Genomic DNA, 24,854 nt, shown 5'->3' on the forward strand with positions numbered 1-24,854 from the left:
TTAAACTTTGAAGAATCGCGCTTATGAACAGCTTTACCACCATCTTTTTAATCGCACTAACCGTCTCTTTTTCAGTCCAGTTTTGGCTGGCTAAGCGACATGCCGACTATGTTGCAAAGCACCGCTCCGCCGTGCCTGAGGCCTTTAAAGAGACCGTCTCGCTGGAAGCCCACCAAAAAGCGGCCGACTACACGCTTGAAAAAAGCAGGCTGGGCGATATCGACAGCATAATCGGCGTTGTACTGCTGTTAGTAATGACTCTAGGAGGCGGCATTAATTGGGCTTTCGAATTCTGGACAGCCACTGTGCAATCCCCTTTGATAGCGGGTTTGGCCGCAGTTGCCAGTGTTTTCCTGGTCATGACTGCGGTAGAGCTTCCCTCCAGCATCTATCAAACGTTTGTGATTGAAGAAAAATTCGGTTTCAATAAAAGCACGCCGTCACAATTCATCAAAGATCAACTGCTGCAACTGGTTTTAGTCGCCGTTATCGGCATGCCTTTGCTGGCTTTAATCTTGTGGGTTATGGACAGCATAGGTCCACTGTGGTGGTTATGGGCCTGGGGCATACTGATAAGCTTTTCTCTGCTGATGAGCTGGCTTTATCCGACCATGATTGCGCCGTTATTCAATAAATTCACCCCGATGGAAGAAGGTTCGCTAAAAGCCAGGATTCAAGGCTTGCTTGCCCGTTGCGGCTTTAGCAGCAATGGCATCTTCATTATGGACGGCTCAAAGCGATCAGGTCATGGCAACGCTTATTTCACCGGCCTTGGCAACAACAAGCGCATTGTGTTTTTCGACACTTTGGTCAACTCTTTGGACGATGAAGAACTGGAAGCGATACTGGCCCACGAGCTGGGACACTTTAAATGTAAACACGCTATTAAGATGCTGGTTGCCAATGCCGTTATGACCCTGATCAGCTTTGCGGTTTTAGGCTGGCTGATCGATCAGCCATGGTTCTACAACGGGCTGGGTGTAGCGCAGCCATCGCCTGCCGCCGCGTTATTGCTGTTCATGCTGGTATCATCGTCGTTTACCTTTTTTATCCAACCGATTATCGCTTTCTTTCAACGCAAATTTGAGTTTGAAGCCGATAATTTTGCGTCAAACAACGCCAAAGCCGAGAAGTTGATCAGCGCCTTGGTTAAATTGTTTGAAGAAAACGCCAGCACTTTAACGCCGGATCCTTTATATTCCGCATTCCATTACAGCCACCCGCCTGCGGCTATTCGTATCGCCAATTTAGAATCGCAAATACGTCCTGCGTAATGGCTGGTTTAATCGAAGGACTGGTTATATCCCATTTAGGTCAGGGCATTGCTGTTGAATATGACGATAAGATTGTACTTTGCCAAACCCTGCGACGGCTTGAAACCGTCGCAGTCGGCGACCGGGTGTTGTGGACGCAATCCTCGCCCGACCAAGGCCGCATAGAAGAAATCCTGCCCCGGCGTTCGCTGTTGATGCGCCCATCCAGAAACGGTAAAACCCGCCCGGTTGCGGCGAATATCGATACCGTCTTTGTCGTCTTTGCAGTCGAGCCTTTCTGCGATTTTTTACTAATAGACCAGTATCTAGCTATTTGCGAGAATCGCAATATCGACGCGGCGTTAGTGCTGAATAAAACCGATCTGGCGCAATCGTCCGATATTGAACAAGAGCTGCTGGATTATACAAACTTAGGCTATGCGTTGTACCGGGTCAGCGCCACAGCGGCATCGGGTTTGGATGAACTCAAACAGGCTTTAAAAGATCAGGTCAGTATTTTAACGGGGCAATCCGGCGTCGGAAAGTCATCGTTAACCAATGCAATCATCCCCGACAAAGAGCTCAGAACCAATACCATCTCGGAAACCACTAAACACGGACGGCATACCACCACCGCGGCAACGCTGTACCATATGGACCAAGGCGGCGATTTGATCGATAGTCCGGGCGTTGCGATTTTCGGGCTGGCTGGTTTATCCGAGCAGCAACTGGCTTATGGCTACCGTGAATTTCAACCGTTGATTGATCAATGCCAGTTTAAGGACTGCCGTCATCTGGTTGATAAAGGTTGCGCGGTGCGCGCAGCTGCGGAAAACGGCGAAATATCCATGACCCGTTACCAGCGGTTTTTAAAGCTTAGAGAAAAGATGCCGACTGCGTATCCCTGATTTAACCCCAGCATCATCCTATTAACTGGTGTTACGCATTAGCCCACGAAGGGTGTGAGCACGTTTTATTGTTGAACCATGAAGAACATGAAAGGCATGAAGGATGGAAATCTTCATGGCCTTCGTGCACTTCATGGTTATTGCTTAATACATTAACTGTTTCTTAGCTCCGGAGGCGCGCACGGCACGCCCTACAGCGGATATTCTAATGATTAGATCTTAATTTGTGGTCTATCTTTTTCTCGGCTTTAATGGACATCAGCTATTAAACTAAATGCGGAATTGCGCTTCCAACAGATGTATTGCCCGCGCTACTCCGTCATGGCTTTGCATAGCCAGACTTGCCTGCTTGGCATTGTCTTGAATAGTCTTTGAATCCAATACTGTCCGTATGCCCTTAGCCAAAGCGGCGGCAGTCACTTTTTTCGCCGATAAAGGCTTTCCGGCCAAACCCAGCGATTGCAGTTGACGGGCCCAGAATAGCTGCTCATCCATAAACGGCACGACCACTGATGGACAACCTGACCGGGTCGTTGCATGGCTAGTGCCTGCGCCGCCGTGGTGAACGACCGCCGCGCAATATTTGAACAGCGGCTGGTGCGGATGCTTGCCGATAAAATAAACCTGTCCGGTTTGGCTGTCGGCCGGATAACGCTCCGAACTGGTCTGGATAATGGCTCGGCAACCGGCCAAAGCTACCGCCTCCAAAAATAACTCCATACTCCAATCGGGCAGCGCCTGTTGCAGGCTGCCGAAAGTCATATACACCGGTGCATCGCCATTCTGCAAGAATTCCGCAAGACGGGCTGGGATTGTCCAGTGCTGGGCATCTTCAGTTAAATTCAAAAAGCCGCAGACCTGATGATGCGGTTGCCACTTCTCAAACGACGGACAAAACAACGGATCGACCGCTACTAAATTGAGCTGCTGCGATGTCAGCATTTCAGTCAGCACATTGGCGGGCGGCGCTATGCCGGCTTCCAGCCATAAGCGGCTCAAAGGCTTTTTCAATACCCAATTGAACACCGTGTCCAATAGCCCCCAGCTTAGCCTATTAATATGTCGACCCAAATCAGGTAAGCTGAACGGCGGGATCAGAGGATTAGGTATTGCGACATGGCAAAATGTTACGCTGAAAAAAGGCTTTTTTTGCTGTAGCGCTGCCAATTTTAGAGGATAGAGAAAATGATGGCCTATTACACAGTCATTATCGGCGGCTAATTGTTGTGCAGACTGATATATCGTTTGCTCGCAGGGAAAAAATGCTTCATCAAGCAAGGCCCGTAGCCATTGCAGAGTACCCATCCGAAACGAACGCTGGGCAAAATCCTGCATATCAAAATCGATATGCTCCGGCACTTGCCGGTAGGCTATTCCCAACTGTTCGCTGATGCAGGAGTAATTGTGGTTATCGATACTGCTGACCACCAACGTCACAGAGTGACCCGCTTTTTTCAAGCCATCGGCCAATGCCAGCATCGGGCGAATGTCGCCATTGGAACCCCAGGTTTGTATGCCGATTTTCATAAAGTGATTTAATTTTCAAAGTTAAGGCTATACCCGGCTGAGGATATACCGATACATAATAAATTTATTATTCACCACGAACGACTGCATGGCCGCGACTGCTCCAGGCAGTCTTGCGGCATTTCCTCCATCCATGGAGGTCAGATCAGGAGGTACGACCCCACGGATGGGGGAGGTAGAGCAACGCAGGGAGCGGTTGCCGAGAGCACCAACTAGGCGCTTTAGGCGCAGCTTCCGCTCCTGCTCACGCTAAGTACCTACATCCATGTAAGCAACGCAGGAGCAGTTGCCGAGACACGAAGCTTTGTCTCGTTCCCATGCGACGCGCTCGTCGTTATACGCAAGTTTCTGCGGGCTATCGTCATTCCGACAGTCCCTTACCTGACGTTAGGCGGGAAACATGCCGATAAACAGACCTTCCAGGTTTTAAAAACCTGGAAGGTCTAACTGGCAGCGTTCTTAAAAGTCGGGACGTTGCGAACGGAGCAGCATGCCCCATCCAACCTAAAAAACCTCCAAAGCGCACGGCAAGAAAAACTCACTCACCAGCATTTGCCGTTGCGCAATCGCATACACCGTTCTTCTACCCCACATCGGTTGGTCGATATTGGCCTTATCTATCGCGGACTGAGTCCATACCGACTGTTGTTCTACAGGAGGCGAATTAATCAGGGTGACATCCATTTCGATGCGTTCCAGTTTAGGATAGGAAAAAATCACTTCTCCGAGCGGACGGCTACCCAGATGCGCCAGATTGCTTTTAGCCACTTTGACGGTCTTTGGCGGAATCACGGTTCTGGCTAAAATCAGCGGTTTGCCGTCGGCGTGGAGCAGAACCTCCCGGATCAGGCTGTACTTGTTTTCGTGTAATCTAAGCAGCTTGCGCTCACTTAAGAACGGTGTATTCCACTGCTGAAGCAGCACATTAACGCCGACTTTATCGCCGTAATAATTACGCAACCGCTGGGTTAGCGATCCCGGCTCGTATACCCATGACTGGATGTTCCCCGGCAAGGTATGACGGGTGCCGCAACGGTTCTCAACCCATACGGGTTCCCGATTAAATAAAAAGCTTTTGATTGCCAACTTGGATTAAACCTCGGAATATTCTGTGGATGCGCCCAACCAACGATCGCATAAGGGCTGTATGGCTTGAGGCGCTTGATTGAAAAACTCGTCGCCGATCTGTTGAACTACAGCCAGCAGATCGGAATCTCTGGCTAAGTCGGCAACTTTAAACTGCATCTGCCCGGTCTGCCGGGTACCCATGACTTCGCCGGGACCGCGCAACTCAAGATCTTTTTCGGCAATTACAAAACCGTCGTTACTGTCCCGTAAAACGCCCAAACGATGACGGGCGGTATCGGACAAAGGCGCTTGATACATCAGCAGGCAATAGCTGTCGTCATTGCCGCGACCGACCCGGCCGCGCAATTGATGCAGTTGGGACAGACCGAGGCGCTCCGGATTTTCGATGATCATTAACCCGGCGTTGGGCACATCGACGCCGACTTCAATAACGGTCGTCGCGACCAGTAAATCAATTTGGTGATTTTTAAAGGCTTGCATCACGGCGTCTTTTTCGGCGGATTTCATACGCCCGTGGATCAGCGCAACGCGCACATCCGGCAAGGCTTGGGTCAGCGTTTCCGCGGTTTTTTCTGCCGCCTCGCATTGTAAAACCTCGGACTCTTCAATCAGCGTACAGACCCAATAGACCTGCCTTTTTTTGCCGACCCAGCTGTTAATCCGGTCGATCACATCGGCGCGGCGTTCGGCCGGAATCACGCTGGTAACAATCGGTTTTCTGCCCGGCGGCAGCTCATCGATAATGGATATGTCCAGATCTGAATATTGCAGCATAGCTAGAGTACGGGGAATCGGCGTGGCGGTCATCACTAATTGATGCGGCCTGATGCCCGCCTGTTGGCCTTTTTCCCTGAGCGCCAGTCGTTGATGTACGCCGAAGCGGTGTTGCTCATCGATAATAATCAAGCCTAAACGATGAAAGTTCACGCTGTCCTGGAATAAGGCGTGAGTACCGATAATGATGTTGGCTGCGCCCTCCTCCAGCCCCTGTAAAACGGCTTTTCGGGCGTTGCCTTTGAGCTGCCCGGTTAAATAAACCACTTGGGTTTGGAAGCCTTCAAACCAGGCCGTGAAGTTACGAAAGTGTTGTTCGGCCAGCAATTCGGTCGGCGCCATCACGGCAACCTGGTAACCTGCCGTTAACGCCAATAATGCGGCGTAGGCAGAGACGATGGTTTTGCCGGAGCCGACATCGCCTTGCACCAGGCGCATCATCGGATGCTGCAATCGGCAGTCTGCTTCAATTTCCGCAATGACCCGTTGCTGCGCGCCGGTCAATTTAAACGGCAGGGAATTAATAAAATGTTCTGTGGCGGCTTTTACGGTCGCATCTACAGAGAATGCCGGGGCTTGCCAAGCTTTGGTTTTATTCCGCGTTGCCCTGAGCGTTAAGTAATGAGTCAGCAGTTCTTCAAAAGCCAGCCGTTTTAACGCGGGTACGCTGCCGTTTTGCAAAGCTTCAATCGACACCGACTCGTCCGGCGCATGAAGGGTCTGGATCGCGTCCGCGAGCGCCGGATAACGATATTGCTTTAGGATCGATTCGGGTATCCAGTCAGTTAGCAATTCAGGTTGTTGGTTGCACAGGTCTAAAGCCTGCTTAACCGCCTTGCGTATCACGTTCTGGCTGAGGCCTTCGGTCAGCGGATAAACCGGAGTCAAACGCGTTTCTGTTATGCAATGCTCAGGACTAGTGATGACCTTGTATTCGGGATGAACCATTTCAAGCCCGGAGAAGCCGTAGCGAACTTCGGCAAAACAACTGATTAATGTGCCGGGTTTCAGCGCATTGTGCTGGCTGGCGGTAAAGTGGAAGAACTTCAGATTGATAAAGCCGGTGCCGTCGCTAATCCGGCAGACCAAACCTTTCCGGCCTCTGGGCAAGACGTCGATAAATTCAACCTTGCCGCTGATCAGCACAGTCATACCCGGCTTTAGAGACCTTATCGGGTAAACGCGGGTACGGTCTTCATAGCGTAGCGGCAAGTGGAAAACCAAGTCCTGAAGCGTGCAAAGGCCGAGTTTTTGCAGACGGTTTGCGGTTTGGGCACCGATACCTGTCAATACACCGACCGGTTGATGAAGGGCATTCGGGATTTTCATGCGGCTATATTAATAAAACTGAACTTCTTCATAGAGATATTTATTATAGGCACAAGGCGAAAGGCAAAGGGCAAAAGATGGCTTGTTAGCCTTTTGCCCTTTGCCTTTCGCCTTTTTTCATCCGTTTAAATCCGTCTTATCAGTGGTATCCGTGTCCATCAACAAGCCGGATATTCCTGTGGTTTTAAAACCATAATCGCATCCATTTCCACATCGGCAGCTTTAGGCAAGGCAGCAACGCCGATAGCGGCCCGTGCGGGGTAAGGCTCCTGGAAATAACGCCCCATGATTTCATTGACTAACGGGAAGTGCGACAAGTCAGTCAAAAAAACATTCAACTTAACGATGTCGGAAAAATCGCCGCCCGCAGCTTCCGCAACCGCTTGCAAATTGTCGAACACCTGAGTGATCTGTGCGCCTATATCGCCTTCGACAATCGTCATCGTTTCAGGCATCAACGGTATTTGCCCGGAAAGATAAACCGTACGATCAACCCTGACCGCTTGCGAATAGGTGCCGATCGCTTGCGGCGCTTTATCGGACTGGATGATTTGTTTACTCATTTTCGATCCTTTATGCTTTAACGCGAGTAAGTTTTAAAACTATCGATAGCTCTTTCAAACGCCGCATAATCTTAGCCAGATGCACCCGGTCCTTGACGGTTAAGGTGATCAAATCGACGCTAATACGGTCATCCTGATCGACGACGGTGACGTTTTCAATATTGGAGTTCGCTTCGGAGATAGTCGAAGCGATGGTTGCCAGCGAACCGCGTTGATTAAGCACTTCTATGCGAATTTCAACCGGAAAATCGCCGCTGGCATCCTGGCTCCATTCAACATCCAGCCAATTTGTTTGTTTTTTTCTGACGACACTGCTGTTTCGGCATTCGTGATGATGCACGACGATGCCTTTGCCGGGGTTGAAATAGCCGATAATCGAATCGCCCGGAATCGGCCTGCAACATTTTGCCAAGGTAATGACCATGCCTTCCGTGCCTTTTATGATCAACGGTTTTTGTTGACCTTGATCGCTGTCGTTCAGTTTGACGCTGGCATTAATATCATCCTGAGCGATGCGTTTAGCAACCAAGAACGGCATCTTGTTGCCCAGTCCGATGTCTTCAAGCAATTCATCCAGCGATTGCTTAGACATGACCTGAAGCAAGGCTTGCATTTTGGTCTTATCGATATTTTCCAGGTGCAAATGCATGGCTTGCAGTTCTTTTTCCAATAAACGCCGACCCAGGCTAATGGCTTCCTGCTGTTTAAAGTGTTTTAGATAATTGCGTATACCGGAGCGGGCTTTGGCGGTAATCACATAGTTGAGCCAAAGCGGGTTGGGTCTGGCCCACGATGCGGTAATAACTTCGACAGTCACGCCGTTTTCAAGCTTGGTTTGCAACGGCACCAGCTGTTTGTCGATTCTGGCCGAAACGCAGGCATTACCCAAGTCGGTATGTACCGCATAGGCAAAATCGATAATCGTTGCGCCGCGCGGCAGTTTGATAATGGCGCCCTGCGGAGTGAATACGAACACTTCCTGCGAGAACAGATCCACTTTAAGGTTGTCTATAAACTCCAGCGAATCGCCTGCGGATTTTTGGATTTCCAGCAAATCCCTCAGCCATTCGTTGGCGCGATCCTGGAATGATTCGGTTTTATCGTCATCGGATTTATACAGCCAGTGCGCTGCAATGCCCGATTCCGACATGCGGTGCATTTCATGAGTCCTGATCTGAATCTCTATGGGCACGCCGTAAGGCCCCATCAATATGGAATGCAGGGATTGATAGCCGTTGGCTTTGGGCAAGGCGATATAATCTTTGAAGCGTCCGGGAATCGGTTTGTACAGATTATGCATAACACCCAACACGCGGTAACAGGTGTCAACATCATCGCAAAAAATCCTGAACGCATAGACATCAAAAACGTCAGCCAAGGAAATCTTTTTGTTGAGCATTTTTTTGTAAATGCTGTAAAGATTTTTCTCTCGCCCGGCAACGTCGCAGTTCAGACCGGCTTGTTCCAAACGGTTTTTTATACTGTTTTCTATGATGTCGACAATTTTGCGGCGATTGCCCCGCGCTTTTTTTACCGCATTATTCAGCACCGCATGCCGCATCGGATACATTGCTTCAAAACTCAACGCTTCGAGTTTCTGCCGGATATTATTCATGCCCAAGCGATTGGCGATAGGCGCATAAATATCCAGGGTTTCACGGGCAATGCGGCGCTTTTTTTCCGAGGGCATGACACCGAGTGTCTGCATGTTGTGCAAACGGTCTGCGAGTTTCACGATAATAACGCGTAAATCTTTAGCCATCGCCAGGAACATTTTGCGAACATTTTCCGCCTGAGCTTCTGCATGGGATTTACTGTCGATTTTGCTTAATTTGGTGACCCCGTCGACCAGTTCCGCGACTTCGGGACTAAACTGGTTAGCCAGTTCTTTTTTACTGACCGGGGTATCTTCAATAACATCATGCAGTATGGCAGCCATGATGGCATTGACGTCCATGTGCATTTCAGCGAGGCTGATAGCGACAGAGACAGGGTGGCAAATATAGGCTTCACCACTTTTTCGGAATTGACCGGCATGCGCGGCCGCACCTACTTCATAGGCACGGACGCATTGGTCGATTTGGGCTTGATCCAGATAGCCGGACAAGGTCGTGCATAAACGCCGTATCAGTTTGTCTTGGGGGCGTTCCAGCTCGATCGGGTCGGCTATTTCCAGCATAGGCTCTATAAATTAAAACATCGAGTTATGGTGATGCTCATGGGCTTCGCCTACTCGATGCAGCAGATTGATGTTTTCAGGCGAAACATGACCGGCCGCGATTTCGCGCAATGCGACAACGGTATCCTTGTCTTTGCCGCGAGGAACAAATTCAGTCGCACCGTGGCTCAGTTGGCGCGCTCTGGCACCGGCTAATAAAACCAGCTTGAAACGGTTTTCAACGTGTTGCAAGCAATCTTCGATAGTGACTCTGGCCATTTTTTAAATCCTGATGTAGTGGGTTAAAGGCGAAAGGCTCAAGGCAAAAGGTTTTCTCGCCTTTTTGCCCTTTGCCTTGTGCCTATTATTTTGATTTTAACACAGAAACAGCGGGAAGTTCTTTACCTTCAAGAAATTCAAGGAAAGCGCCGCCGCCAGTCGAGGTGTATGACACGTCATCGTTAATGCCGTATTTATCGATAGCAGCCAAAGTATCCCCGCCGCCTGCAATCGAGAAAGCCTTGCTTTCGGCAATCGCTGTCGCCAGCGCTTTGGTGCCGTCGCCGAACTGGTCGAATTCAAACACGCCGACTGGGCCGTTCCAGACGATGGTTCCGGCGGTTTTTAAAATTTCGGCATACTGTTTTGCGGTTTCGGGGCCTATGTCCATAATCATGTCATCCGCTTCGACATCAGCCACTTTTTTAACGGTGGCGACGGCGGTTTCTGAAAACTCCTTCGCGCAAACCACGTCGACCGGAACGGGAATATCGGAACCGTTGCTTTTGGCTGCGGCCATCAATCGTTTCGCTTCATCAAGCAGATCGGCTTCATACAGCGATTTGCCGACCGGAAAACCTGCGGCTGCAATAAAAGTGTTGGCAATACCGCCGCCGACGATTAATTGGTCGACTTTTTCCGACAGGGATTTTAATACAGTCAATTTGGTCGATACTTTAGAACCGCCGACAATTGCAACCAGTGGCTTGGCCGGTGTTTCCAGCGCTTTGCCCAGGGCATCCAGTTCGCTGGCCAACAACGGGCCTGCACAAACAATCGGTGCAAATTTAGCCACGCTGTGGGTTGAGGATTGCGCTCTGTGTGCGGTGCCGAAAGCATCCATTACAAATACGTCGCAAAGAGCCGCCATTTTTTTGCCCAGCGTGTCGTCGTTTTTGCCTTCGCCGGCGTTAAAACGCACGTTCTCGCACAGCACGACTTCGCCAGGCTGAATAGTAATGCCGTCGATCCAGTCCTTTTCCAGTCTGACCGGCTTGCCGAGCAAGCTGGACAAACGTTCAGCGACCGGCTTCAATGAAGACTCTTCATCGTACTGGCCTTCAACTGGGCGCCCCAGATGCGACATCAACATGACCGCAGCACCTGATGCTAATGCTTTTTCAATAGTGGGCACACTGGCTTGGATACGGATGTCGCTAGTTACTTTGCCGTTTTTTACAGGTACATTCAGATCCTGACGGATTAATACCCGTTTGCCCGACAAGTCCAGATCTACCATTCTTTTAATTGACATATTACGTTCTCATTGTTGTGGGTTGATTTGTTAATTCTAAAAAAGCAGTTTTTGTCCACGAAAAACACGAAAGACACGAAAATTTTATATTTTTTATAATTAGTCACATATCCATATGGGCAAAGCCTGCTTTGAAGTGTCCAAAGCTAGCTTTGGACAATCAGTATGTTCGTACGAACATTGGTTAGAGGGCAGTTGCTGTTTTTCTTGTTTTTCGTGGACAACGCCGGTTTGGTTAATCTTGTTTCCATTTAATCGAGCAACCGATACTGTTGATTTGCTCCTTGGGGCCGTGGCCGGTTTCGGCAATCAACTTCATCGCTTCAAATAATTCCCGCTTGGTATCGGGCGGCGCGGTTTCCTTGCGACTGGCATCCAGTCGTCCCCGGTATTGCAGTTCATAGCCTGCATTATAGCCAAAAAAGTCCGGTGTGCAGACAGCTCCATAAGCCTTGGCGACCTGTTGTGTTTCATCAAGCAAATAAGGGAAGCTAAAATTCAGTTGCTCTGACAGCTTTTTCATATTATCGAAGGAGTCGGCGGGGTATTCAACCGTATCATTGGACATGATTGCGACCGTTTCAACTCCTAGCGCTTTAAGCTCGCGCGCATCCCTGACAATGCGGTCTTGCACTGCTTTAACATAGGGGCAGTGATTACAGATAAACATCACCAACAGGCCTTTTTTGCCCATGCACTGCTGCAAAGACCATGTGCGCCCGTCAGTGCCGGGCAATTCAAAATCGATGGCTTTTTTGCCAAAATCACAGATCGGCGTTTCTAGTGTTACCATTTTTACACCTTCTATTGTTGTAGGAAAAAACGCAGAGGATAGTGCAAACAACTTTATTGGAAACTACTCAGCAATTAGAAAAATAGAACGCTGATGACGCTGATCATTATGATTAAATAAGATTTTTCTGAATTATTTCAGAAAAATCAGTTGATCGCTGTTTTAGGATTATCCATGTTCATCATAATCATCTGCGTCATCAGCGTTCCATTGTATTTGACGGTTGAGTAGCTATCTTTATTGAAACAACACCGCCGCACTAATGACCACTGCACTAACCAGCATAGCCAAAACCATTCTGCGGTGATTTTTAGCCATTTGTTTACGCAGCAGAATTAACTCCTTGTTTTGTATTTCGGCCTGTCGCTTTGCGTGAGCCGCATTATCCAACGCTCTATAAATCAACGAAGGAACTTCGGGGAAGTGCTCGGCAAAGTCAGGGAATTGTTTGATCAGTCTGTCGATTTTGGCTTTAGGGCCGACGCGCTGATGAAACCATTTTTCAAGAAAAGGTTTGGCGGTTTGCCACAAGTCCAGATCAGGATACAGTTGCCGGCCCAAGCCTTCGATGTTGAGCAAAGTTTTTTGCAGCAGCACCAGTTGCGGTTGAACGTGCATATCAAAACGCCGCGCAGTTTGGAATAAGCGCAGCAGCAATTGACCGAATGAAATGTCTTTAAGCGGTTTTTCAAAGATCGGTTCGCAAACGCTACGTATCGCGGATTCAAACTCTTCTATTCTGGTCGATTCGGAAACCCAGCCCGATTCGACATGCATTTCGGCAACTTTGCGGTAATCGCGATTAAAAAAAGCCAGAAAATTTTCAGCCAAGTAGTGCTGGTCGGACAATGACAAGGTACCGACGATGCCGAAATCAACGGCAATATATTTGGCCGGCAGATCGACGAAAATATTGCCGGGATGCATGTCGGCATGGAAAAAGTTATCCCTGAATACTTGGGTGAAAAAGATTTCCACCCCGCGTTCGGCAAGCAATTTAAAATCGGCGCCGCCCGCTTTAAGATCATCGATATTACCTACCGGAATACCGTGAATCCGCTCCATGACCAACACTTTTTGGCGCGTTAGAGGCCAGTGAATTTCCGGTATGTAGATAATGTCGGAGCCTTCGAAATTACGGCGCAGTTTGGAAGCATTAGCCGCTTCCCTGCCCAGATCGAGTTCACCCAGCGTTGTTCTTTCAAATTCGGCAACGACATCGACAGGGCGTAATCTTCTTGCATCGGCCCAGAAACGCTCGGCAAAACGAGCCAATTCGTAAAGCAGCCCAATATCCGAACGGATGCGCTTTTCTATGTCAGGGCGCAATACTTTAACAATGACGTTTTCGCCGCTGTGCAAGACGGCGGTATGCACCTGTGCTACTGACGCCGAGGCCAGCGGTTCGGCATCGAATTCGGCAAACGCCTCGCTAATCGGCATGCCGAGTTCTTTTTCAATAATACCGCGGGCAATCTCATTGCCAAAGGGGGGGACGCGATCCTGTAGCTTGACCAGCTCGTCGGCGATGTCCTCGGGCAGCAGGTCTTTTCGTGTCGACAAGGCTTGGCCGAATTTAACATATATAGGCCCCAAATCTTCCAGTGCGCGCCGGATTCTGGCACCTCGAGGGTCCGACGAGTTTCTAAGCCAGTAGCTAGGGGAGAAAACCGCCAAATACCGGACAGGCCGAAATAAATGAGTTTTTAAAACGATTTCGTCCAAGCCGTGAAAAACAAGAACCCAGTTAATATGGATCAGGCGCAATAATAATTTAGGGCGGATCACGAGTTACCTTTGTTTGTAGGGCGGGCTGTGTTTTTAAGCCCAAAACTCACCACGAAGACACGAAGTTCACGAAGAAAATAAGATAAAACTTCGTGTCCTCGGCAACTGCTCCTGCGTCGCCTAAAGCGCCTACTGTTGGTGCTCTACCTCTTGCATCCATGCAGTCGTTCGTGCCTTCGTGGTGAATAATTAAGATTTATTTTGCAATGAACTTTTCAGCCGATCAACCCTGCTTTGCAAGCGATCAAAATCGGTACGCAATTCATCAACCTGCGCGTAATAAATATCCACTTCAGGCCCAGCCGGTAAATCGCGGGTTTCTTCCTGCAAAAATTCTTTAGCATTCAGTCTGAAAGTCTCCAACGATTCTTTGCTCCAGTTTTGACCGGCACGGAAAAAGTTGGCTACTTTATGCGCAATAATATCGCCGGTAAACTGCGACAGCTTTTCTTCCAGATCGATGTCCAGTTTGGCGAACAGCTCCTGAAATTTACGGCCGGTTTGCATGTCGCCTTCTATTTTGACCTCGCCTGAGAAAACAGAGCGCATCGGCGTTGAGCTGAGTCCCATTAATCCGAGCGCCCAAATCGATCCTGTCAGGCGGGTGTCGGGCTCGCCAAGAAACTGATCCAGACACTGAATGGAATCAGCCGTAGGGCACAGATAAATAGTCTCATCAAACGGCTGAACGGTAACAGCAATGACTTTACCGGCCAACGGCGTTAAAAAATAACCGCTATCCTGATCCAATGCAAGATATTGATTCAGCGCGACTTCCAGCGCGCCAATCAGCAAGGGTTTGATGGTCATGCTAGATTTTATAACCTCTATGAACGGCAACAATTCCTTGCGTCATATTGAAGTATTCGCAACGCTCGAGGCCGGCGTTTTCCATCATTTTTTTCAGTTCATCCTGTTTGGGATGCATGCGGATCGATTCGGCAAGATAACGATAGCTGTCTTCATCTTTCGCAACGACTTTGCCTATCTTGGGCAGCAGCTTGAATGAATAAAAATCGTAGACCTTCTCGGTGATTTTATCGACCGGATGCGAAAACTCCAGCACGATAACGCGACCTCCGGGTTTCAGGACCCGGTACATGGAACGTAGTGCGGCATCCTTGTCGGTGACGTTACGCAGGCCGAAAGCGATGCAGACGCAATCGAAAGTATTGTCTTCAAAAGGCAGGCATTCGGCGTTGACTTGCGCGTAGCGGATATTGCCGACCAAGCCCCTGTCGATCAGCCGGTCGCGTCCGGTGCGCAGCATTTCCGAATTAATATCGGCCAGAACAATTTGGCCTTCCGCGCCGACACGTTTTTCAAATAATGTAGTCAAATCGCCGGTACCGCCGGCCAGATCAAGCACTTGGTCGCCTTTGCGCACATTACTAAGCTGCACGGCAACGCGTTTCCAGATGCGGTGAATGCCCAACGACATCAGGTCGTTCATGATGTCGTATTGTCCGGCAACGGAATCGAATACGCCGCGCACCAGATTGACTTTCTCTTCTGTAGCTACTTGTTTAAATCCGAAATGGGTAGTGTCGCTCATTGTGTACCTGCTTGTTTGATCATATTTCGTTGCCATGGAGCCCGTGGCAATAATGAAGTTAGTTTTGTAGCGGTTCTTTGCGTTTATATCCGGCAGTTTCCAAATTATGAAGATAATCAGCCCATAAAGTTTGATATTCGGCGCCCAATTTATACAACAAATCCCAAGTATAAATGCCGCTGTCATGGCCGTCGCTAAATACCGGAGCTATCGCATAATTGCCTATCGGTTTGATCTCTTTAATGGTGACATCTTCCTTGCCGACCTGTAGAACTTCCTGTCCTGGCGCGTGGCCTACCGCTTCAGCCGAAGGCGTATAGACGCGCAGATATTCGCTCGGCAATTTAAACACGCTGCCGTCATCGAAACTGATTTCAATAATATTGGAAACCTGATGCAGTTTGATTTCAGTCGGATGAGTATTGGTTGGTTTTGCGGTTAGGCGCATAAGCAATATAAGGCGAAAGGCTAAGGGCGCAAGGCGAAGGGCAAGTTTTTTTGCCTTTAGCCTTTAGCCTTGTGTCTACAGAATATAACGACTCAAATCCTCGTCTTCAACAAACTCGGCTAAATGATCATCAACATAAGCAGCATCGATAAGGATGTTTTTTCCCATAAGATCCGGGGCGTTATAGGAAATATCTTCCAGTAAGCGCTCCAGAATGGTATGTAACCTTCTGGCGCCAATGTTTTCAGTGGTTTCATTCACCTGCCAGCCGAGTTCGGCAATACGCTTAATGCCGTCTTTAGAAAACGACAGTGGTACGCCTTCGGTACCCAATAGCGCAGTATATTGCTCGGTTAACGAGGCATTAGGCTCGGTCAGAATGCGCACAAAATCATCGGCTGACAGAGCATCCAGTTCAACGCGGATAGGAAACCGGCCTTGCAGTTCGGGGATTAAATCCGACGGTTTGGTCAAGTGGAACGCGCCCGAGGCGATAAACAAAATATGGTCGGTTTTGATCGACCCGTACTTGGTGCTGACAGTGGTGCCTTCAACCAAAGGCAACAAATCCCGCTGTACGCCCTCACGAGAGACTTCACCGCCGCCTCCGCCCAGCTCGGAACGTTTGCAAATTTTGTCGATTTCATCCAAAAACACGATGCCGTTTTGCTCCACGGATTCTACCGCACGTAACCGTATGTCATCTTCATTAACCAGTTTAGACGCTTCTTCATCCTGTAATACTTTGAACGCTTTGTCGATTTTCATTTTGCGGGAGCGGGTTTTGCCCGAACCCAGATTTTGAAACATGCCTTGCAATTGGCTGGTCATTTCTTCCATGCCGGGAGGCGCCATGATTTCAACGCCCATCGGCGCCAGATGCACGTCAATTTCAATTTCCTTGTCATTCAGATCGCCCTCGCGTAATTTCTTGCGCATTTTTTGGCGGGTCGATTCTTCCGTCTCGGATAGCATGCCGCCATTCGCTCGGGGTAGCAGAATATCCAGAATTCTGTCTTCGGCGGCGTTGAAAGCCTTGTTTTCAACCTTTTCCATCTCTATCGTGCGGGTCATTTTGACCGCAGTATCGACTAAATCGCGAACAATGGAATCGACGTCGCGGCCGACATAGCCGACTTCGGTAAATTTGGTGGCTTCAATTTTAATAAAAGGCGCATTTGCCAGGCGCGCAAGACGGCGGGCAATTTCAGTCTTACCGACTCCGGTAGGGCCGATCATTAAAATATTTTTTGGCGTAATTTCTTCGCGCAAAGCAGGATCAACCTGCTGACGGCGCCAACGGTTGCGTAGCGCAATGGCGACAGAACGCTTGGCATTGGCTTGACCGACAATATGCTTGTCCAGTTCGCTTACGATTTCTTTAGGGGTCATTTGAGTCATTTGTTTACTCGCTAGGTTCGGCGTCGAGTTCTTCAATACGCAAATTGTGGTTAGTATAAATACAGATATCGGCAGCTATATTTAAAGACCGTTCGACAATTTCGCGGGCGCTAAGATCGGTATTTTCCAGTAATGCACGTGCGGCAGCCTGGGCAAAAGCGCCGCCGGAGCCTATCGCCATTAAGTCGAATTCGGGCTCGATAACATCGCCGGTGCCTGAAATAATCAGTGACGTTTTTGCATCGGCAATGGTCAACAACGCTTCAAGCTTACGCAAAGCGCGGTCGGTTCGCCAGTCTTTAGCCATTTCTACTGCGGCACGAGTTAAATTGCCGCGATGTTTTTCCAGCTTGCCTTCAAAATGCTCAAATAAAGTAAATGCGTCCGCAGTGGCGCCGGCAAAACCGGCAATGACTTTATCGTGATATAAACGGCGTACCTTGCGGGCATTGCCTTTCATCACCGTGTTACCCAAGGTAACCTGACCGTCGCCGCCGATCACAACTTTGTTGCCCCGGCGAACAGAAAGTATCGTTGTTCCTCTAAAACTCACGTTAACATCCTAAAATTACTAAATATAAAATCAATTTTACATGGTCTGAATTCATAATGTGCGAAAAAATGAGCGCAGAGTCATAATTAGCCAGTTGGAACGGTTTAGCGGAGGTTCAGAAAAATATGCTACGCTGAGCGAAATTGTCATAAAAGGGCACTCCAATGGACGCACTGAATCAAATATCAACAACCTTGGCATTAACAATGGGGCTGGCGTGGGCCAGCGGCATCAACCTGTACGCGACGCTGTTCACCTTGGGTTACCTTGCCAATACCGGCAATATAGACTTACCGCCGGATTTACAAATAGTCGCCAACCCGATGGTCATGGGTGCTGCGGGCCTGATGTATTTTATCGAGTTTTTTGCCGATAAAATGCCGGGCGTAGATACCGGCTGGGATGCGATACACACTTTTATCCGTATCCCCGCAGGAGCCATGCTCGCAGCCGGAGCAATCGGCGACCTGAATCCCGCCGTTGAATTAGCCGCAGCCATCCTGGGCGGTGGGCTGGCGGCTGGTTCGCATGCGACCAAAGCCGGAAGCCGAGTGTTGATTAATACTTCGCCGGAACCGTTTAGCAACTGGCTTGCATCGGTCAGCGAGGATGTCGTCGTGATAACCGGCGTCTGGGCGTGCATCAATCATCCGATACTGTTTTTAATAGCGCTGACGGGCTTTATACTGCTGATGATTTGGCTACTGCCGAGGATATGGGTGGGCATTAAAAAAGTTTTTGGTTTTATTATTAACTTGTTTAGAAACGAAAACACGACAATCAGTCAAAATCCACCCCAATAAAAAACATTATTTATTGACTGCCGACAGATAATCGAGTCTAATGGCGCTCTTTTGTAGTTCCGCCCAGGTAGCTCAGTCGGTAGAGCAGAGGACTGAAAATCCTCGTGTCGACGGTTCGATTCCGCCCCTGGGCACCACTGCAAAAAATCAGCAACACCTCAAAATGCCCAGGTAGCTCAGTCGGTAGAGCAGAGGACTGAAAATCCTCGTGTCGACGGTTCGATTCCGCCCCTGGGCACCATGAATAGTTTTAAAAAAGCCGGCCAATGAGTCGGTTTTTTTATGTCCGGAGGTTTTTGTCCGGATTATTTCCTAGGGTTTTCTAAAAACACGACAGACCAGTTATGCGATTGACAGTAGTCGGTCAAGTACGATCATTCGAAACTTTCTCAAGTTAAGTCACAATCTTTAATTCACACAAATGTAATATGTGCCATGTTAAGCTTGCGACCGAGAGAACGAACTAATACTGCTGTACGGTGGCAAAAAAAGTCCATAGGATTCTTGCCGTACGGATTGCCGAATAATTAATAACATTCATCCCATCGCCCAAGCTGGTGAACAGCTTTGTTCAATAACTATCGAATAAGGAAATATTATGTCAGAAATCATTGGTACTAACGCAGGCACTATCTGGAGATATCTGGATAAACATGGCCCCACTACCGTTGCAAAATTGATTCGAGAAACCGGGGTAGATGAAAAAACGATTCAACGTAGCATCGGCTGGTTAGCTCAGGAAGACAAAGTGACAATTGAGCTCGTTAATCGAGCTGAGACAATCGCTTTGAAATGATAATAGATACTGCCTGGAGCAGTAGAAAAATAAATCATAGCCTATGGATAATGACACCCTAATAGATCAAGCGCGGCACCTTTATGCAGTATTGCAGGTCGAACAATATACGAAATCCTTAAAAAACAAAACTCAGTTTGATCGCCTTGACCACTTAGTAATGTGCGCTTACTGCCGTTATCAGCGTCGGCTAAATCGCTGTGTTCTGTGTTATCAGCATCGGTTAAATGACTGCAACCGGAAGTTTTGGGGAAATGAACAGCAGTTCTGCCCACGCATTAATCATTCCCGACTGTAAAAAACTTCCAATATTTATCAGTAAAGAGCGTCTACATTTATCAAGAAATGTAGCTGTCTCATTGTTTTTTACATTGCGAAAAAGTTTGCTTAATTGGTAGATTGGACGCCAAAGCTGTAAGCCTTTGCAACTGTATTCAGTGACCAACGCGTCACCCATCACGCTAAAATGTCATATTGAACATTTAGTCAGCTTTATGAAAAGCAGAGCAAAAAAAACCACCTCATTTGAGGTGGCTAAACGCTGAGACCTAAGCAAATATACAAATATGAAAGTGAACAAATCTGGAATGAAAACATGCCTGTTTACCGAACTACAAATTTGTGATCACGATCATAGAATAAGTTAAGTTTGTTACAGGCTGATGAATTGAAAAATATATGACCTTTTCGATACCGTCATGGGGCTAAGCATTATGCTTGGTTTAATGGCGCAACTCGGCGCGCTCCCCGCCGAACGGCCCTTAAAAAATTGATTCTGCCAATTTTCCTTAGACAGGAGACCTAATTTACACGCCTCAGGTACTGTATTGATCGCCAGCTTGGCCATTCTGCCTCAAACGATCAAGAAATCTTAAATGTGAAAGGCTGGCTTTAATTAGGAAGTTGACATCGGCAAGCCTTTAACACCTATCAGTTTTAATGAGAATGCCCAATACGTCCTTCCGGCAGAGCGCGTAGCGAATCCATGGACGTGCTATTTAAACAAATTGATAAGCGGCAAGATCTGCAAACTAGTATTTGCACCACCTCAAGCATATTGTCATATGGCTGATGGAAGTTTTTTATATACAGGCTTAAATGGATTCGGTATATACCAATCCCAATATCGCATGATCAAATTTAACCCAACCAAATAAAGCATCTGAAATTTGAACTTAAATTTAAACATTGCTTTACACTCAAAACCGCCGGCTCAATATCCAACTCAAATGGTGCAACCCTGTGAACCAGACCTACTATGCCTTAGATGCCGATAATCGCTTCGTCATCGATCAATACAACGACCTTGCCCCTTTCGCCAGTTTTTTGCCCGGCATTGCAGGCACCATGGGTCGTCCGGCCTGGGCTTTTTATGTTAACCGGGGCCAAGCCATCGCCAGCTTTGGCGTGCGCAATAAAGACGGGGCCTTTTTGGAATTTTTCCCTGCCGACAAGGCGTATCAACTGACACCGTCCCGGGGCTTTCGGACTTTCCTGAAGATTGCCGACGGAAATCAACTCCTAAATCATGAGCCTTTCCAACGCGGGGCGGGAGCAGAGGTCAAACAACGCCTTTACGTCACTCCTCATGAGGTCGGTGTGGAAGAGATCAATCCGCAGTTGGGATTCAGTATCCGGGCCGATATGTTCACCTTGCCCGAAGCGCCCGTGGCCGGTTTGCTGCGGCGGGTCGAGATCGTCAATACCTCCGGGCAAACTAAAAAGATAGAGATTGTCGACGGTTTGCCGCAAGTGCTTCCGTTTGGCATGAACCAATGGATACTCAAGTTCATGAGCCGAACCTCGGAAGCCTTCATGCGGGTCGAGGGTGTGGAGGAAAACTTGCCTTTTTACCGGTTGAAAGTATGGCCTACCGATTCGCCGCAAGTGGAGCCGGTGATAGCCTGCAATTTCTTCGCCGGTTTTTTGAACGGCGGACGCACCCACGTGCTGGTCGATGCGGAGAGGATTTTCGGCTTGGCTGGAGATTTTTCCAGACCGGAACGATTTTTTTCCAGCGATGGTCTGGATTTCGATAATCAGGTGGCGGGCAATCAAACGCCCTCGGCTTTCCAGGCCATGACACTCGAACTCCAGCCGGGACAAAGCCAAGTCTTTTACGGCTTTTACGGTCATGCCGAATCGCAATCGGTGTTTGAGCAATTCATCGCCGAGGCTGACCAAGAAGATTACTTCGAGGCCAAACGGGAGATAAATCGCCAATTGGTTGAGGGCATTATGCAACATATCTTTACCGCGACAGCCAAGCCGCTGTTCGATGCCCATGCCCGGCAGTGTTATCTCGATAACGGTTTGCGCGGAGGCTTTCCCAGAGGGGTGCCGGGTGGTGCGCAATTGTATTTGTTCGGCCGCAAGCACGGCGACCTGGAACGGGATTACAACGACTTTCTATTGCAGGACACGTCGTATTCCGAGGGCAACGGCGATTTCCGAGACGTGCTGCAAAACCGCCGGATGGACTTGTTCTTCGATCCTGCGCTGGATGCCAAAAACATCCGCTATTTCTTCAACCTGATTCAACCGGATGGCTACAATCCCTGTTCTTTGCGGAACTCGCGTTTTGTCGTGGACGCTCCCCAAAACCTTGAGCATCATTTTGCTCAGTTTGCAGGCCTCGAACAACTGCTGTCCCGGGAGTTTAAATATGCGGAATTATGGCAGGTACTTCAAGGCGCGGACAACCCGGAGCCGATCATCAAGGAAATTTTGGTCCAAGCGCAGGAAGTGGAGGATGCCGAATTCGACCGGGGCTATTGGTCGGATCACTGGACGTATCTGCTGGACTTGCTGGTCAGCTATAAGGCCATTTTCCCGGATCGATTGCCCGGCTTGTTCAAGGAAAAGACCTACACCTTCTTCGATTCCACTCATTTTGTCGTCCCGCGCTCTCAAAAATACGTAGTGACGCCCAAAGGTGTACGCCAATACGGCGCGGTGCAGGGCAGTCCTGAGAAGATGACCCTGATCGACTCCCGTAGCCATCGCCGCCATCAAGTACGCTCGCAAGGCGGCCACGGCGAGATCGTTTACACCACGCTGCTCGGAAAAATCCTGACGCTGGTCGCCAACAAACTGGCCACCCTGGACCCGTTGGGCGTAGGCATAGAAATGGAAGCCGACCGCCCCGGCTGGTGTGACGCGTTGAACGGCCTGCCCGGTATTTTCGGCTCTTCGGTCAATGAAACCATTGAGCTCAAGCGCTTGGTGGACTTTGCCTCGGAAGTCCTGCTTGATGTTGAGGAAGAGTTTTTCCTGCCAACGGAACTGGTTGACTTTATTGCGGGATTGGAAGCGCTGTTAAATCGTCCCAGCCTGACGCCTGAGCTATTCTGGCGGGAAAGCGGAACCCAAAAGGAAGCCTATCGCGAAAAAGTATTCATGGGCTTTGACGGTGCCGAACATGTTCTCTCTGTTGCAACAGTGCAATACTTCTTGGCGGCGGTTTCGGGCTATCTGGATGCCGCAATCGACAAAGCCCGGACGCCGGAAGGCATCGTCACCTATTTCTCCTACGAGGCCGAGCAGTATCAGGAAATCGCGGACGGCAAGGCGGCTGTGACCCGCTTCAAGCAAAAACCGATACCGTTGTTTCTGGAAGGCTTCGTCCATGCCCTGCGCATCGCCGAACCGGAGGAAGTCCGGCGCTTATACGACGCGGCGCGCAACTCCGAACTGTTCGACCAAAAGTTGGGCATGTACCGCGTCAATGAACCGCTGGGCGAAAATGCGCTGGACCTGGGACGGATCGGGGTTTTCAACTATGGTTGGCTGGAGAACGGCTCTATCTTCCTGCACATGCATTACAAGTTCGTGCTGGAAATGGTTCGGGCCGGATTAATCGAGGAGTTTTACGGCCAAATTGAACAGCTGCTGGTGGCTTTTCGCGACCCGATGGAATACGGACGCAACCCGGTCGAAAACTCCAGCTTCCTGGTCAGCAGCGGCTTCGCTATCGATCCACGGCAACATGGAAGAGGCTGCGTAGCTCGTCTTTCGGGCTCCACGGTAGAATTCCTGCACCTTTGGACGCATCTTTTCCTGGGGGCTACTCCCTTTGTGTTCGAGGAAGGGGGATTGCTGTTTAGACCCGCCCCCGTCCTGTCAAAGACGTTTTTCTCCACAAACGAGCAATGCGCCAATCCCTTCGGTTTTGAAGAAACCTTGCCAGCCGACAGCGTAGCCTGTGCTTTATTGGGGGCAACCTTGTTGGTCTACATCAATCCTTCGCGCCAAGATACCTTCGGCACCGCCGCCGTAAAGCCCTGCCGCTATCTGTTACATGGGCGGGATGGCGGCATGCAGACTGTGGAAGGTCAATATTTAGAAGGCCAAGCCGCTGAAGCGCTACGCCTCGGCCAATTCAGGCGTGTGGATGTGTTGCTTGCGTGATATAACCTTATTAAGTGAATCTTTTTTATTGGCGGATGAAATATGACAGACAAATACGAGACCATTTTATATTGGAGCAAGGAAGATAGCGCTTTTATCGCCGAAGTCCCGGAACTTCCCGGTTGCATGGCGCATGGCAACTCCCAAGAAGAAGCGCTGGCGAATGCAAATGAGGCTATTGGGCTTTGGCTGGATACGGCAAAAGAGTTCGGTGACCCGATTCCTGAACCTAAGGGGCGTCGGCTTATGTATGCTTAAAATAATTGGTTCAGGATCATGTAGCATAAATATCTGATTATGCCCGACATCAGCTTAAAATGTTGGGCGACAATACAGCTGTTGCCCAGCCTACCCGGCTGAGTTGAAAAAACGCAATATATTCAGTTACTAAACTAATAATTGATTATAAATTTATGGGATTTATTTGTGAGTAATTTAACTGTTCTAAATAAGTATTTCTTTGGTGGTGAGGCTGAAGCTGAAGCCGATATACGGAACGAAATATTCGTTCCGCCAACTAATCTTAGTAATATTCTTTCCTTTGTTAGATCAAGGTACCGTGTTCTACTGGGTGCTAAAGGAGTTGGAAAATCCCTGCTTATAAACATCTTGAATGAATCTGCGTTAGAAGATAATGCAATTTCTGTCCTACTTAAGCCGGGTGATTTTGATTGTGAAGCGATAGTAAAAAAATCTACTAATGCGGATAAGGTGAGTTCTGCCTATAATCAGCTTTTAAAAGCTATTGGTGCTAAAATTGGTCAGTATTCGACTGGTCTTATAGTTGATGAGTCTACAATAAATCTAAATAAACTTTCTTTAGAGGAAGGCATATCTAAATCTGATGCCATATCAAGGTTTGCATCATTTTTAGCAGAAATTACTCCTGTTGCGAAAGAGTATGCTGTTGCGGCACAAAAAATCCAGAGACTAAATACAAACAAGAATATCCTAAGAAAAGATATTTCTACTGTGTTGAATAAAAATTCTGGATTTTGCTTGACGACGTAGATCAAGCGGCAATTACCTCTAATAATTTTTATGATTATTCTGTTTGTTGGGCCATTGTGGCAGCAACAATTCAGCTTGCAAATGACTTTCAGGAAATAAGATCTCTTATATCTGTCAGAACTGACATCTGGCATACAATGACAGTAGCGAAACGCCTTGGG

At 48.7% G+C, this 24,854-nt stretch carries 21 protein-coding genes and 2 tRNA genes; 9 read left to right on the top strand and 14 right to left on the bottom strand.

The annotated features are described in order from the left end of the window. The first annotated feature begins 23 nt into the window (after nucleotides 1-23). Both EPO18_RS03160 and rsgA read left to right on the top strand, forming a co-directional pair. Nucleotides 24-1,274: a M48 family metallopeptidase gene (locus EPO18_RS03160; protein ID WP_292430409.1), complete on the top strand. Its 1,251-nt coding sequence runs from the start codon at nucleotides 24-26 to the stop codon at nucleotides 1,272-1,274. Continuing rightward, nucleotides 1,274-2,161: a ribosome small subunit-dependent GTPase A gene (rsgA, locus tag EPO18_RS03165; RefSeq protein WP_292430412.1), complete on the top strand. Its 888-nt coding sequence runs from the start codon at nucleotides 1,274-1,276 to the stop codon at nucleotides 2,159-2,161. The genes EPO18_RS03160 and rsgA overlap by 1 nt, the downstream gene beginning before the upstream one ends. Before the next feature lie 270 nt (nucleotides 2,162-2,431). On the opposite strand, the gene EPO18_RS03170 is transcribed toward rsgA, so the two are convergent. The 14 genes from EPO18_RS03170 to hslV all read right to left on the bottom strand — a co-directional run bounded on the left by EPO18_RS03170 (nucleotide 2,432) and on the right by hslV (nucleotide 17,673). Then, complete coding sequence (locus tag EPO18_RS03170; RefSeq protein WP_292430415.1) at nucleotides 2,432-3,688, bottom strand: glycosyltransferase; 1,257 nt, start codon at nucleotides 3,686-3,688, stop codon at nucleotides 2,432-2,434. Between the two features lie 504 nt (nucleotides 3,689-4,192). Next, nucleotides 4,193-4,774 carry a chorismate--pyruvate lyase family protein gene (locus EPO18_RS03175; protein WP_292430417.1) on the bottom strand — a complete coding sequence of 194 codons (582 nt, stop codon included), beginning with the start codon at nucleotides 4,772-4,774 and terminating at the stop codon, nucleotides 4,193-4,195. Between the two features lie 6 nt (nucleotides 4,775-4,780). Next, nucleotides 4,781-6,880, bottom strand: coding sequence for an ATP-dependent DNA helicase RecG (gene recG, locus EPO18_RS03180; protein ID WP_292430419.1), 2,100 nt, complete (start codon nucleotides 6,878-6,880; stop codon nucleotides 4,781-4,783). A gap of 158 nt (nucleotides 6,881-7,038) precedes the next feature. Continuing rightward, complete coding sequence (locus EPO18_RS03185; protein WP_292430423.1) at nucleotides 7,039-7,443, bottom strand: RidA family protein; 405 nt, start codon at nucleotides 7,441-7,443, stop codon at nucleotides 7,039-7,041. A gap of 10 nt (nucleotides 7,444-7,453) precedes the next feature. Then, entirely contained in the window at nucleotides 7,454-9,622 is a 2,169-nt protein-coding gene (locus EPO18_RS03190) for a RelA/SpoT family protein (RefSeq protein ID WP_292430426.1), read from the bottom strand. A 12-nt stretch (nucleotides 9,623-9,634) separates the two neighbouring features. Next, nucleotides 9,635-9,880, bottom strand: coding sequence for a DNA-directed RNA polymerase subunit omega (rpoZ, locus tag EPO18_RS03195; RefSeq protein WP_292430429.1), 246 nt, complete (start codon nucleotides 9,878-9,880; stop codon nucleotides 9,635-9,637). 85 nt (nucleotides 9,881-9,965) lie between these two features. Then, nucleotides 9,966-11,135, bottom strand: coding sequence for a phosphoglycerate kinase (locus EPO18_RS03200; protein ID WP_292430433.1), 1,170 nt, complete (start codon nucleotides 11,133-11,135; stop codon nucleotides 9,966-9,968). A gap of 235 nt (nucleotides 11,136-11,370) precedes the next feature. After that, a complete protein-coding gene (locus EPO18_RS03205; protein ID WP_292430435.1) occupies nucleotides 11,371-11,928 on the bottom strand; it encodes a thioredoxin family protein in 558 nt (185 codons plus the stop codon). Between the two features lie 237 nt (nucleotides 11,929-12,165). After that, nucleotides 12,166-13,716, bottom strand: a complete 1,551-nt coding sequence (gene ubiB / locus EPO18_RS03210; RefSeq protein ID WP_292430438.1) for a ubiquinone biosynthesis regulatory protein kinase UbiB — start codon at nucleotides 13,714-13,716, stop codon at nucleotides 12,166-12,168. A 189-nt stretch (nucleotides 13,717-13,905) separates the two neighbouring features. Then, a complete protein-coding gene (locus tag EPO18_RS03215) occupies nucleotides 13,906-14,526 on the bottom strand; it encodes a ubiquinone biosynthesis accessory factor UbiJ (protein WP_292430440.1) in 621 nt (206 codons plus the stop codon). Between the two features lies 1 nt (nucleotide 14,527). Next, complete coding sequence (ubiE, locus tag EPO18_RS03220) at nucleotides 14,528-15,271, bottom strand: bifunctional demethylmenaquinone methyltransferase/2-methoxy-6-polyprenyl-1,4-benzoquinol methylase UbiE (protein WP_292430442.1); 744 nt, start codon at nucleotides 15,269-15,271, stop codon at nucleotides 14,528-14,530. 58 nt (nucleotides 15,272-15,329) lie between these two features. After that, nucleotides 15,330-15,719, bottom strand: coding sequence for a gamma-butyrobetaine hydroxylase family protein (locus tag EPO18_RS03225; RefSeq protein WP_292430445.1), 390 nt, complete (start codon nucleotides 15,717-15,719; stop codon nucleotides 15,330-15,332). A 75-nt stretch (nucleotides 15,720-15,794) separates the two neighbouring features. Further along, complete coding sequence (gene hslU / locus EPO18_RS03230; protein ID WP_292430447.1) at nucleotides 15,795-17,120, bottom strand: ATP-dependent protease ATPase subunit HslU; 1,326 nt, start codon at nucleotides 17,118-17,120, stop codon at nucleotides 15,795-15,797. Between the two features lie 4 nt (nucleotides 17,121-17,124). Next, complete coding sequence (gene hslV, locus EPO18_RS03235) at nucleotides 17,125-17,673, bottom strand: ATP-dependent protease subunit HslV (protein ID WP_292430449.1); 549 nt, start codon at nucleotides 17,671-17,673, stop codon at nucleotides 17,125-17,127. Between the two features lie 164 nt (nucleotides 17,674-17,837). On the opposite strand from hslV, the gene EPO18_RS03240 reads away from it, so the two are divergent. The 7 genes from EPO18_RS03240 to EPO18_RS03270 all read left to right on the top strand — a co-directional run bounded on the left by EPO18_RS03240 (nucleotide 17,838) and on the right by EPO18_RS03270 (nucleotide 24,693). Further along, entirely contained in the window at nucleotides 17,838-18,476 is a 639-nt protein-coding gene (locus EPO18_RS03240) for a DUF4126 domain-containing protein (protein ID WP_292430451.1), read from the top strand. A gap of 61 nt (nucleotides 18,477-18,537) precedes the next feature. Next, a tRNA-Phe gene (locus EPO18_RS03245) sits at nucleotides 18,538-18,613 on the top strand. 28 nt (nucleotides 18,614-18,641) lie between these two features. Further along, nucleotides 18,642-18,717: transfer RNA gene (locus tag EPO18_RS03250), tRNA-Phe, on the top strand. Nucleotides 18,718-19,074: 357 nt separating this feature from the next. After that, nucleotides 19,075-19,272: a winged helix-turn-helix domain-containing protein gene (locus EPO18_RS03255; protein ID WP_292430453.1), complete on the top strand. Its 198-nt coding sequence runs from the start codon at nucleotides 19,075-19,077 to the stop codon at nucleotides 19,270-19,272. Nucleotides 19,273-20,514: 1,242 nt separating this feature from the next. After that, the gene (locus EPO18_RS03260; RefSeq protein WP_292430456.1) at nucleotides 20,515-23,682 is read left to right on the top strand and encodes a hypothetical protein; all 3,168 of its coding nucleotides are present in this window, start codon (nucleotides 20,515-20,517) and stop codon (nucleotides 23,680-23,682) included. 42 nt (nucleotides 23,683-23,724) lie between these two features. After that, nucleotides 23,725-23,940, top strand: a complete 216-nt coding sequence (locus tag EPO18_RS03265) for a type II toxin-antitoxin system HicB family antitoxin (protein ID WP_292430458.1) — start codon at nucleotides 23,725-23,727, stop codon at nucleotides 23,938-23,940. A 168-nt stretch (nucleotides 23,941-24,108) separates the two neighbouring features. Continuing rightward, on the top strand, nucleotides 24,109-24,693 hold the full coding sequence (locus EPO18_RS03270; protein ID WP_292430460.1) for a hypothetical protein: 585 nt from the start codon (nucleotides 24,109-24,111) through the stop codon (nucleotides 24,691-24,693). Nucleotides 24,694-24,854 lie beyond the last annotated feature (161 nt).

This window comes from Methylobacter sp. (assembly GCF_004322395.1).
Taxonomy (GTDB): domain Bacteria; phylum Pseudomonadota; class Gammaproteobacteria; order Methylococcales; family Methylomonadaceae; genus Methylobacter_A.

Excerpts from the sequence above, each read along its gene's own strand:
- EPO18_RS03200 (WP_292430433.1), bottom strand. The coding sequence starts at position 11,135 with ATGTCAATTAAAAGAATGGTAGATCTGGACTTGTCGGGCAAACGGGTA.
- EPO18_RS03190 (WP_292430426.1), bottom strand. The coding sequence starts at position 9,622 with ATGCTGGAAATAGCCGACCCGATCGAGCTGGAACGCCCCCAAGACAAA.
- EPO18_RS03170 (WP_292430415.1), bottom strand. The coding sequence starts at position 3,688 with ATGAAAATCGGCATACAAACCTGGGGTTCCAATGGCGACATTCGCCCG.
- hslU (WP_292430447.1), bottom strand. The coding sequence starts at position 17,120 with ATGACTCAAATGACCCCTAAAGAAATCGTAAGCGAACTGGACAAGCAT.
- EPO18_RS03265 (WP_292430458.1), top strand. The coding sequence starts at position 23,725 with ATGACAGACAAATACGAGACCATTTTATATTGGAGCAAGGAAGATAGC.
- EPO18_RS03225 (WP_292430445.1), bottom strand. The coding sequence starts at position 15,719 with ATGCGCCTAACCGCAAAACCAACCAATACTCATCCGACTGAAATCAAA.
- EPO18_RS03205 (WP_292430435.1), bottom strand. The coding sequence starts at position 11,928 with ATGGTAACACTAGAAACGCCGATCTGTGATTTTGGCAAAAAAGCCATC.
- recG (WP_292430419.1), bottom strand. The coding sequence starts at position 6,880 with ATGAAAATCCCGAATGCCCTTCATCAACCGGTCGGTGTATTGACAGGT.
- EPO18_RS03240 (WP_292430451.1), top strand. The coding sequence starts at position 17,838 with ATGGACGCACTGAATCAAATATCAACAACCTTGGCATTAACAATGGGG.
- ubiE (WP_292430442.1), bottom strand. The coding sequence starts at position 15,271 with ATGAGCGACACTACCCATTTCGGATTTAAACAAGTAGCTACAGAAGAG.
- rpoZ (WP_292430429.1), bottom strand. The coding sequence starts at position 9,880 with ATGGCCAGAGTCACTATCGAAGATTGCTTGCAACACGTTGAAAACCGT.
- rsgA (WP_292430412.1), top strand. The coding sequence starts at position 1,274 with ATGGCTGGTTTAATCGAAGGACTGGTTATATCCCATTTAGGTCAGGGC.
- EPO18_RS03185 (WP_292430423.1), bottom strand. The coding sequence starts at position 7,443 with ATGAGTAAACAAATCATCCAGTCCGATAAAGCGCCGCAAGCGATCGGC.
- EPO18_RS03215 (WP_292430440.1), bottom strand. The coding sequence starts at position 14,526 with ATGACCATCAAACCCTTGCTGATTGGCGCGCTGGAAGTCGCGCTGAAT.
- EPO18_RS03160 (WP_292430409.1), top strand. The coding sequence starts at position 24 with ATGAACAGCTTTACCACCATCTTTTTAATCGCACTAACCGTCTCTTTT.
- EPO18_RS03255 (WP_292430453.1), top strand. The coding sequence starts at position 19,075 with ATGTCAGAAATCATTGGTACTAACGCAGGCACTATCTGGAGATATCTG.